Raw genomic sequence first — 9927 nt, forward strand, 5'->3', positions numbered from 1 at the left:
AGACTCCATTTGCCAAAACCTTGCACTTGCTTGTTCTTAAAATCCGCGAAACCCCTATTAATAAACGGTTATAGCTTTATTCAGCAAACCCTAAATATGTTTATTTAAAACGGTGCTTGCGTCTGGCTGCTACTGCTTTTCGTTTGCGCTTTTCTAAAGGCGTTTCAAAATGGCGACGATATTTGACATCAGCCAATATACCAGCTTTAGAAACTTGGCGTTTAAAACGACGCAAAGCTGAATCTATACCTTCATTTTCTCCTAAAAGTACTTGAGTCATTCCTAGTCTGTCCTTAGTTTATCTATTAACTGCCATTGTCACATTTCCCGTTTTCAGCAAACGGACATTTGAGGGCTAAACTTGCCTGTTTCCTAATGTCTTAGAATCAATGTTCAAGCTGATTCTAACTTTTACATTATCAATTTTATCAAATGCTTCGCTAGGAAGAAACTAGTTACTCTTAGGTGGGAAATTTGGCAATTCTACAGATGCTAAAGATTTGCGTCCTTTCGGTGGTCGTTGTGGATAAATTAATGGTGAAGGTGATTTATGATCAGATGTATTCTCATCGGATGACGGCGATAGAAAATCATTGATTGGTAAATTTGGCTCGACCACAGATACAGGATCTAACCAATAATCTTCATGTTCGAGAGTATGAGTTTGATCTTTAAGAGAACTAGAATTTACTGACAATTCCTGATTTAGCGATAGAGTCAAATCTTCGTGTTGAGGATTTTCAGTAATACCATAGGGATCAATTGTGATGTGCAAATCTGGTGTAATTGTGATTTCTGTTGGTATGTGATCATCAGTTCCAGAGGGTAAAGTTTCTAAAACCTGACTATCTACTGACGGAAGATTGACTTTGGCTGTTTCCTCCTGTGGATTTACTGAAGTAGATGGTGTCTGAAAAAACTTGTGAATAATCCCTTCTAATTGTTCATCCAGAGGTAATAGTTCAAAATTATCTCCTTGGATAGATTCAGTAGTAGATTCACAGACTTCTATGGGTGGGATAGTTGATGCTTCGGGATGATGATCATAGTTGTCCGGGGTTGGTATTGTTAGTTGTACCGAGGAATTGGTTATAGAGTCACTGACTGAATCTGTATCGGCTGACCAAGGGCGAATAGGTTGGGCATGAGGAAACAAAGACCGAGCTTTTCTGGAAAATCTGGTTTGTTTGTGAATGATATCTTGGGGATGATGGATATGATCTTCTAAATTCTCATGATTGGGAATGGGTGTATCTAAACATTTTTCTAAAGCCGCTTTAAATTGTAGCGTTTGACGTTGTTGACGCATCAATCTAGACCGCAACTCACGACAGGTATTTTCAGAATGTAATAGCTGTTCAGACTCTTCCGTGTAATTAGTTTGCAGTAGGGAACATTCTCTTTCTAAATGTGCTAAATGTTGTTGACTAATTTGCAAATGAGATTTATAAGTTTCCAGGGATAGTTCCTGGCGTTGAACTGTTTGTACAGATGTTTCTAAATGCTCATATAGAGCCTTAATTTGCTCCTGGGCGGCGGCGAGTTCTTCAGTTTGTTGGTTAAACATAGACTCAGTAACGCTGGAGCGTGTTTTTTGCCAATGTAAAATTTTTTCTGCCTCAGCTAATTCTGTTTTTAACTGGTCTATTTGAGCATATAGATTATCATTAGCTGTACGTAATTCTGTATTCAACTTTAATAGCTGCTGAAATTCTAGGTTAACCTGTGTTTGTTGAGCAATATCAGGTTCGGCGATCCAGTCCTGTTGGTTAATATCTTCCAATTTTTCCATAACTACGGTTTCATAATGATGATCTGTAGTTGGCTGATAAGGTAGCATGGTCTGAGCCAGACAAGAGGTAAATTTATCACGGTCCTATGGCCATTATTTACAAATTACTAGTACAGCACGGCGTAAATAAAACAACCATTCTCAATCACTAAAAAGCTTACGCCATATTATTTAGGACTTTTGACTTTTGAATGCATGACTTTCGCCTTGCGGTACTAGCCGTTGTCATTTTTACCATTTTATCAAGAAAGCATAGAGGTGTCATGATCTAAATAAAGAAGTAGGGAGTGGGGAACAGGGGAGCGAGGAAGAAATTACCTTCTGCCTCCTAAGGTAGCCATTGGGGATGAAAGCCAAGTAGGGGAAGTTGTTCTGGCTTAATATCAATGTTGCTATTATTGGCGATGGGTAGCAGAGGCATTAACCACAGACTACTACTAGCAATGGGTTGACCATCATCGGTTTTTAAGGTGTTTGGAGGTAGTGGGGTACTGTTATTAGTAATGGGGACTATTTGATCAAATAAGAACCCTAACCCGTCGGGTGCTAAACTGGTTTGCACATTGCGCTGACCAGGAGGCAATAGGAGTATTGGTTTTTGCTGTCCCGTTTTCAAGTCAATGGAGACTAAATAGGGTTGTTCAATGTATTGTTCTTTAGAAACGAGTTGAGTAACCAAGCAGTAAAGACTAGGAGAAGCAGGGTCAAATTCACAGCTAACAATTGAACCAGTAGTTTTAAGTAGTTGTTTTTGCACCCCTTGGTTGGTGACTAAAAATAAATCTCGCGTATAGTCGGTATTAAATTTTACCATCGCCGCTTGTGAACCGTCTCTAGCAAAAGCTTGTACTAAACCAAATTGGGGTAAAAAATCCAGGGGTTTGGTGCTATCACCTTCTAAAGATACAATTGCTGTTCCTTGTCCTTGGGAAACTGCTACGGCTTTACTATCGGGTGTAATTAAGAAATCTCCTCCTGCTTGCCCTTGTAAGCGTTTAGCTATGGGTTTTTCACCATTAGGATCGGCGGTGGTAGATAAGTACCACAGGGCAAAGTCACCGGGGTTATCCCGTTTGCCTCTTTGAATGACAATAGTTTGTCCATCGGCGGACAGGTCAAATTTCAGGTTTTGATATTCTTTGTTATCTAAAATTAGTTCGACTTTGCCAGCAGGTGTTGTTTCTGCTACTATTTGACTAGGAATACCTGTGGTGACTGTATAAAGTTGGGCTGCCAGTAGGTCTGGACTGTTGGCAGGACGCGCCGAGAAGACAATTTTTTCACCATTGGGGAATGGTTCAAAGTCCATCACAGTTAAGTCTTTGGGGGTAAGAACTTTCTTTTGTCCTTGGGTTAAATTGTAAAGTACCAATTGCCCTTGGACTTCTGGATTTGTGCCAATATAAAGAATGACGCGGTTACGGGTGCTGAAAGTCCCTGTAAAAGGCTGCATGAGCCGATTTTTACCTTCGGCTTGGGAATATTTATCTTTGGCTTGTTCTAATTTAATTTGGTAATTTGTGCCGTAGGGGGCGGGTGTGAGGAGGGTATAAGCCATTCTTCTTCCTGCCCAGCTAGGTTTACCAGCTAGGGGTGGATCTATTTTTAAATTCTCCTCTACACTTTTGGTGTCCATGGGACGGCTAAAGGTGAGGGAGAAGGAAAGGTCGTTAGCCCCAATTTGCTGTTTTTCCCAAGTAAAATTACGCACACTAGGTTTAACTGCGTCACCCTGCCAGATCATTAAGCCGATGAGGAGACTTAATAAAAGCATGACGGCGATGGCAATTCTGTCTAATGGTTGAATAAATTGAGAGGATTTGCTCATTTTTGAAACAATTTTAGATTTTAGATTTTAGATTTTAGATTGACTATTTAAAATCTAAAATTCAATGATTTGATGTTCTGACTAATAACTGTAAGGGTTTTTCGGTTGGGGAATTTTTTTGATAGCAGTGGCTTTAATGGTGAGTTGGCGTTTTTCGGTCACGCTTTGGGTTGTCATTTGTCCTTCTATTTCTAACCATGTATCGGGGGGATACTGTTGACGTGATGAAGCCATTTCCACGGGTAAGCCCACTGGATAGGCATCTGCGGCACAACAACTCAGAACAAATCGGGCTAAAAAAATATATTTTTCACCAACGTTAGGGGGATGTATCACAAACCCTTGAACTTTGACTTTTTGCCCTGTATATGCATCTGGTTCGGGATAGACGTTGAGGGTTCTTATCCAGTCCACAAGCGATCGCTCTTCTGGGCGCATGGTAGCCCGAAATGCTTGGGGTTGGCTGCGAGTACCAACTAGTGATTCGGTTACGCCCCGATCTAATGCTGTTTGGCTGGCAAAAACACGGGGTGTAATGGTTAATCCTAAAATTGCGGTGGCCAGGAGGAGGAAACTGCCCCAACCAGGGGGAAATAAACTAATGTGCATCACATTAGGTATTTCAGGACGGCGACGGTGTTGCCAGATTTGTAAGCCTTTAAAAAAAGCGATGATTAATAAAGCTATTCCGGCTAAAATGGCTAACCAAAAGTAATCAGGGTGAATTAACAGGTAAAGTTTACCTGTGATCCAGTATTTCAACATCAAAATACCCCAGGCGGCGATCGCTAGGACATCTAACCAAGGCAGGAGTTGATTGATCCGTTTCGGTTGGGAATTTAACATGAAGGTTATGTAGTGATCATTGATGATAGGGGGAAAGGGGCAGGGGTACAGGGGGGAAAGAATTTTCCCAATTACCAATTACCAATTACCAATTAACGATTACCCATTACCCATTACCTATACCTATATTTCCACCTTTGGAGGATTTGCGTCCTATACCTCACACCCCAGATTCTCAATTGCAAAACTAGTGGGGAGAAAATTCACCTTGATCAACATCAGATCACGTGCAAATTCATCACTAGGGTGAATAAAAGTGTCAATTGTGCGGCTAAGGCAAAGAGATAGATGAGGGCTTTGGGTTTAAAAATTGATAACATTAAACCAATACCTTTAATATCAATCATGGGGCCAAATACTAAGAATGCTAGTAATGAACCACTGGTAAAGGTAGAGGAAAAAGACAGAGCAAAGAAGGAGTCAACTGTAGAGCATATTGATACAACTCCTGCTAATACTAGCATGGCTAGTATTGAGCTAACTGGTCCTGCACCAAGACTGAGAATGATGTCACGGGGAGCTAAAACTTGAATGATGGCAGCGATCGCACTACCTAATACCATTACTCCTCCTAATTCCCGCAATTCTTGGACAATATTATCTAATAGGGAACGCAGTTTCTCTGGCACGGGTTTACTGGCATTGGCAGTTCCATCTATTTCACTGTAATTGTTATCTATGCGTTTGATTATGCCCGGTTTGCCACCGAGAATATATGTTCCTGATTGCAATAAACTGGATGTATTGGTTTGGGTTAGTGTTTGGTAGTTTCTACCACCTTTGGTTTTTGCTGAAGCGGGGGGATTAAATTTAAGATAACGGCCAATTGCTGGTTGCACAAAGGGAACTAAGTCTGGTTGGAAACTGAAGATAAAACCAATAATTGTGGCAATACTTAGGGAAAATACGACTCTTAACACGACTATTTCTGGTTGATCGCGGAATGCAGTCCAGGTTGACCAAATCACAATAGGGTTAATTGTTGGTGCGGCTAATAAAAAACCAATTGCTACTGGTGTGGGTACTCCTTTCATTAATAACCGCCTGGCCACAGGTACATTACCACACTCACACACTGGAAATAAAAAGCCGATCATACTGCCAAATAAAGCCCCTAAAAAGGGATTTGTCGGCATTTTCTCCACTAATTTGCTTTCATCAACAAAGAATAGCAGCAGACTGGAGAAAAATACACCTAGTAGTAAAAAGGGCATGGCCTCAACTAGCAGACTGAGAAATAATGTAAAACCATTGTTCAGTTGATTTATCATGCGTTGCAGTCAACAGCGGTTGGTAGGTTTAGAGTTTTGTTTTGTGATTTGATCTGATAGGGTAGCCTAGATTGAGCTTAATAGGGATCATTGATTAAACCGCTAAAATTAAATTTCATTATCGTGAAGAAATTATAGCAATCTTGCATAATTTGTGAAAAAACCATTTGGCAATACATTTATCGCTTAAGTATAACTGCTAGATAAATAGGTATAGCGGTATACAGTTAAATAAAATACAAACGGTTACTGAGCGATCGCCTGAACTTTTGGCATAAACCATTATCGTACAAACAGCAGATAATATTTAATTTTCCGTAAGAATTCAGGTGAGACGATAAGATCCCCGACTTCTGTGATCAATTTATAATTTATTGTCTCCATAAATAAAAGAAGTCGGGGATCTGGGTATGAACAATTGGTATAGCTGAATACTTACAATTTTCAATCTAAAATAAATGTAGTAACTGAATTTGAAATTTTATCCTTAGTTTGATGTGAGAGGAGTTGTAGGGGTTTAGCAGTGCTAAACCCCTTAGTGAAGTACAAAATTATCTGCGTCTATCTGCCTTTGATATTGCCTTCCCATAAAGACAATTTTCAACGCCAACCTATTTACCTAATATAAGCACTCATTGGTTCTTTGATAAATCGAATGTAAAGATGCCTGAAAGTTGATTTAATGACACGGGGCATGGCAAAATCTATAGGCATGAGGGTTTCAGGTAATTGCCAGTCGGGAATTTGTAGTAAATCTGGTGATAAATTGGGGAAATTGATCTCACTTAATTCAGGACATATTCCTAATCTTTGGGAAACTGCAACGGTGGGAACTTGTGCCGGTGCAACTTTGAGAACTTCTAACATTGCCCGATCTAAAGCAAATACATTTGTTGAAGCTGCCAAAACTTCTAAATTGCGTGGTTCTCCTCCACTTGGTCCATTACCTTCATGTCCAATAATACCATCTAAAATTGTTAAATCTGGATTAATTGTTTTAGCAGTTTCTACTAACATTTCTCCAAATCTGTTGGCATCTTTACCTGCTTCCATGTGCCACCAAGCTTTCATTTTTCCAGGCACACAACCAAAGAGATTTTTTACTCCCAAAGTTAGGGTTAATTGCATATGAGATTTAACCTTGGGGAGATTAATAATCACATCTGCATCCATTACTTCCTTTGATAACAGCAGATGATTAAAATTGTCGTTTACGGTTTGATAACGTTTACCATGAAATTCGACAATGGGGATGTTCAATTCTTCTAAAATAGGTAATAAACCATTAGCTATAGCTACACCTTTGGCACTGCCAAAAGCAGGACTATCTCCTAAAAATGGATTTCCTCCCACTGCAATTACCATTTCGGCAACAGCACGGATTAATTCTGGACGGGTGGTACATTCTTTTGTAGGACGAGAACCTGTGAGAAGATTGGGTTTGAGTAATACGCGATCGCCTGGTTTCACAAAAGCAGCCATTCCTCCTAAAGGTTCTAGCAATGTTTCTAAGGATTCTTTTAAAGCTTCCTGTTCGTAAGATTTAGCCCGAATTAGACTAACTGATGGTTTTGGTGTTTCCATGATGAATAATTGCGTTATGTGAGAATAATATAGACTAAATTCCCCCTAAAGGTTCTAGCGTCAGATACCGGACTTCTTAAAGAAGTCCGGTATCTTGACTCTGGCAATATTTATAAATCAATAAAATCAAGACTTGACAAAACCCAAAGTTTACGTTATGCTCATGTTACGAGTGGAAAAGTGTGCGCCCATATATATAGGCTTTTCCAAAAACAATATTATTATTTTCCTTTTTATCCTGTCAATCCTCAAATCCTGTACTTCGACTCTGTTTCACAAAAGCAGCCATTTCCCCTAAAGGTTCTAGCGTCAGATACCGGACTTCTTGAAGAAGTCCGGTATCTTGACTCTGGCAATATTTACAAATCAATAAAATTGTTTAATAATTGTTTGTGGGGATTTTGGGGATGATTAAGCGACAAAAGGATTAATTGTATTCAGAAATTCTGCTTCTGCTTGTTGAGCATAATATAATAAATCCCAGCGAACTTGTAAATTCATCCAGAAATCAACAGATATACCGAAAAACCTGGATAACCGCAGTGCTAAACTGGGTGTGATATGCTGTTTACCTGCGATTAAATCTACAATTTGCTGTTCTGTAACACCTATAGACTCAGCTATTTTTTGGGGTGTTAAACTCTGATCAATCATAAACTCTTCTAATAACATTTCTCCGGGATGGGTAGGAGGACGATGGGTTGGGATTTTCATAAATGTGATTAAGTAGGTTGGCGTTAAAAATTGTCGTTGGGGCAAGGGAACAGGGAACATAGTTTAGACAATTAACCGTTTCCATGTCAGTTGTTTACTAATTTCATCCCATTTCCACCTTAATAAATGGGCGGCTTGATTGGGGGCAAATTTTGGTAAATTAATAGCTTGTCTAGGTGCATCCGTAGCTAGGCTAATGGCGGTTTCTACATCGCAGATTCCCCATTTTACGAGATTTTGCACTCCTACTAATAGGGGTAAGGTTGTTCCTGCTAAAGTCCCATCTTGTAATCTGGCTGTACCGTTGATAATTTCAATTTGTCGGCTATCCCAAGGATAAATCCCATCAGGTAATCCTAAGGGTGCAAGGGCATCACTGACAAGAAATAAATTTTCACTGGCACGGATCAGAATTTTTAAGATTATGGGGTCAAGGTGCTGACCGTCAGCAATAAAGCCACAGAAAACACGCGGATCGGTCATTGCCGCGCCTAATAAGCCTGGTTCGCGGTGGTGGAGGGGTGGCATCGCGTTAAAGGCGTGGGTGATCATTGTAGCACCTTGAGTAAAGGCTTGTTGTGCTTCTGTGGCGATCGCCTGTGAATGTCCCAAACTGACGGTAATTCCCAAGGAACGCAAATATGGGATCACTTTCCCTGTGCTATCTAATTCTGGTGCGAGGGTGATGACTTTGACAAGGTGGGCATAGTCTCCTAATACCCGTTTAACTTGATCAATAGTTAAGGGAAGAAGATATTCGGCTGGATGCGCGCCCCGTTTATAGTAGTTTAAAAATGGCCCTTCTAAATGGACTCCCAGGATTTGGGCGGAGGTTTCGGCAGTGGAGGTATAATTAGCGAGAATGGCGAGCGATCGCTGAATATTTTCGATAGAGGTGGTAACTAAGGTAGGTAAATAACCATCAACTCCTGCATTCCATAAAAATGAGGATATTTCTACCAACGTTGAGGCGTTTTCTGCTGTTAACTCAGGAAAAGGTAATCCCAGTCCACCATTAATTTGTAAGTCTATACCACCTAAAGAAATCCAATCACCACCTACATCTAAAAGCTGTAAGTCCTGTGGTGTCACTTGTTCCCATGCTGTACTCATGGGTATAACTTTCTCAATTATGCCCTCTTGGTTAACTACAATTCTCTGTAAATCTTGATAACCAGGTACTTTTGCATTGATAATATCTACATTTGCCAGCATGGGTATTACTTTTAGTTGGTTGTCAGTTGTTCGTTGTGAATCTAAAATCTAAAATCTAAAATTATATGAGTCTTGAAGTTGGTATTATCATGGGTAGCGATTCGGATTTACCTACCATGAAAGATGCGATCGCTATTTGTGAAGAATTCGGTATTGTAGTTGAGGTTGCCATTGTCTCTGCCCATCGTACCCCAGAACGGATGGTAGAGTATGCCCAAACTGCACATCAACGCGGTATCAAAGTAATTATCGCCGGTGCTGGTGGTGCGGCTCATCTCCCTGGTATGGTAGCATCCCTGACTCCTTTACCTGTGATTGGTGTTCCCGTCGCTACTCGAAATTTGCAAGGTGTGGATTCTTTATATTCTATAGTACAAATGCCAGCAGGAATACCCGTTGCTACTGTTGCCATTGGTAATGCCAAAAATGCCGGACTTTTGGCTGTGCAAATTCTCGCTACTCACCAACCAGAATTACTCCAAAAAGTTCAAGCTTATCGCCAAAGTCTATGTAATATGGTCATGGAAAAGCAAGCTAAACTAGACCAGCTAGGATATGCAGAATATTTGCAACAATAGATATTGAAGGAGGCAGGAGTTGAAAGGCAAATTTTTCCTTCTGTCTCCTGCCTCCCCCTCAGAGGATGTTTTAAAAGTGGTAAGTAGGTTAGCGTTAAA

Annotated in this window: 9 protein-coding genes; 1 reads left to right on the top strand and 8 read right to left on the bottom strand. The window is 40.3% G+C overall.

The genetic code is table 11. The annotated features are described in order from the left end of the window. Positions 1-100: 100 nt before the first annotated feature. The 8 genes from rpsU to nagA form a co-directional block, all read right to left on the bottom strand. Positions 101-280: a 30S ribosomal protein S21 gene (gene rpsU / locus CUN59_RS11835; RefSeq protein ID WP_104388032.1), complete on the bottom strand. Its 180-nt coding sequence runs from the start codon at positions 278-280 to the stop codon at positions 101-103. Between the two features lie 171 nt (positions 281-451). Next, a complete protein-coding gene (locus tag CUN59_RS11840; RefSeq protein WP_104388033.1) occupies positions 452-1840 on the bottom strand; it encodes a hypothetical protein in 1389 nt (462 codons plus the stop codon). Positions 1841-2120: 280 nt separating this feature from the next. Continuing rightward, the gene (locus tag CUN59_RS11845) at positions 2121-3620 is read right to left on the bottom strand and encodes an Ig-like domain-containing domain (protein WP_104388034.1); all 1500 of its coding nucleotides are present in this window, start codon (positions 3618-3620) and stop codon (positions 2121-2123) included. Between the two features lie 81 nt (positions 3621-3701). Continuing rightward, the gene (locus CUN59_RS11850) at positions 3702-4466 is read right to left on the bottom strand and encodes a TIGR03943 family putative permease subunit (protein WP_104388035.1); all 765 of its coding nucleotides are present in this window, start codon (positions 4464-4466) and stop codon (positions 3702-3704) included. A gap of 218 nt (positions 4467-4684) precedes the next feature. Continuing rightward, positions 4685-5734, bottom strand: coding sequence for a permease (locus tag CUN59_RS11855; RefSeq protein WP_104388039.1), 1050 nt, complete (start codon positions 5732-5734; stop codon positions 4685-4687). Between the two features lie 618 nt (positions 5735-6352). Then, positions 6353-7321 carry an Npun_F2552 family protein gene (locus tag CUN59_RS11860; RefSeq protein WP_104388036.1) on the bottom strand — a complete coding sequence of 323 codons (969 nt, stop codon included), beginning with the start codon at positions 7319-7321 and terminating at the stop codon, positions 6353-6355. Between the two features lie 411 nt (positions 7322-7732). Beyond that, the gene (locus CUN59_RS11865) at positions 7733-8035 is read right to left on the bottom strand and encodes a HigA family addiction module antitoxin (RefSeq protein ID WP_104388040.1); all 303 of its coding nucleotides are present in this window, start codon (positions 8033-8035) and stop codon (positions 7733-7735) included. A 63-nt stretch (positions 8036-8098) separates the two neighbouring features. Beyond that, positions 8099-9250, bottom strand: coding sequence for an N-acetylglucosamine-6-phosphate deacetylase (gene nagA, locus CUN59_RS11870; RefSeq protein ID WP_104388037.1), 1152 nt, complete (start codon positions 9248-9250; stop codon positions 8099-8101). A gap of 65 nt (positions 9251-9315) precedes the next feature. Here nagA and purE point away from each other — a divergent pair, with 65 nt between their 5' ends. Continuing rightward, positions 9316-9828, top strand: coding sequence for a 5-(carboxyamino)imidazole ribonucleotide mutase (gene purE, locus CUN59_RS11875; protein ID WP_104388038.1), 513 nt, complete (start codon positions 9316-9318; stop codon positions 9826-9828). Positions 9829-9927 lie beyond the last annotated feature (99 nt).

The organism is Cuspidothrix issatschenkoi CHARLIE-1 (assembly GCF_002934005.1).
GTDB classification, from domain to species: Bacteria; Cyanobacteriota; Cyanobacteriia; order Cyanobacteriales; family Nostocaceae; genus Cuspidothrix; species Cuspidothrix issatschenkoi.

Bases quoted from the DNA above. Each gene is read 5' to 3' on its own strand.
- CUN59_RS11840 (WP_104388033.1), bottom strand. From the start codon at position 1,840: ATGCTACCTTATCAGCCAACTACAGATCATCATTATGAAACCGTAGTT.
- nagA (WP_104388037.1), bottom strand. From the start codon at position 9,250: ATGCTGGCAAATGTAGATATTATCAATGCAAAAGTACCTGGTTATCAA.
- rpsU (WP_104388032.1), bottom strand. From the start codon at position 280: ATGACTCAAGTACTTTTAGGAGAAAATGAAGGTATAGATTCAGCTTTG.
- CUN59_RS11860 (WP_104388036.1), bottom strand. From the start codon at position 7,321: ATGGAAACACCAAAACCATCAGTTAGTCTAATTCGGGCTAAATCTTAC.
- CUN59_RS11865 (WP_104388040.1), bottom strand. From the start codon at position 8,035: ATGAAAATCCCAACCCATCGTCCTCCTACCCATCCCGGAGAAATGTTA.
- purE (WP_104388038.1), top strand. From the start codon at position 9,316: ATGAGTCTTGAAGTTGGTATTATCATGGGTAGCGATTCGGATTTACCT.
- CUN59_RS11845 (WP_104388034.1), bottom strand. From the start codon at position 3,620: ATGAGCAAATCCTCTCAATTTATTCAACCATTAGACAGAATTGCCATC.
- CUN59_RS11850 (WP_104388035.1), bottom strand. From the start codon at position 4,466: ATGTTAAATTCCCAACCGAAACGGATCAATCAACTCCTGCCTTGGTTA.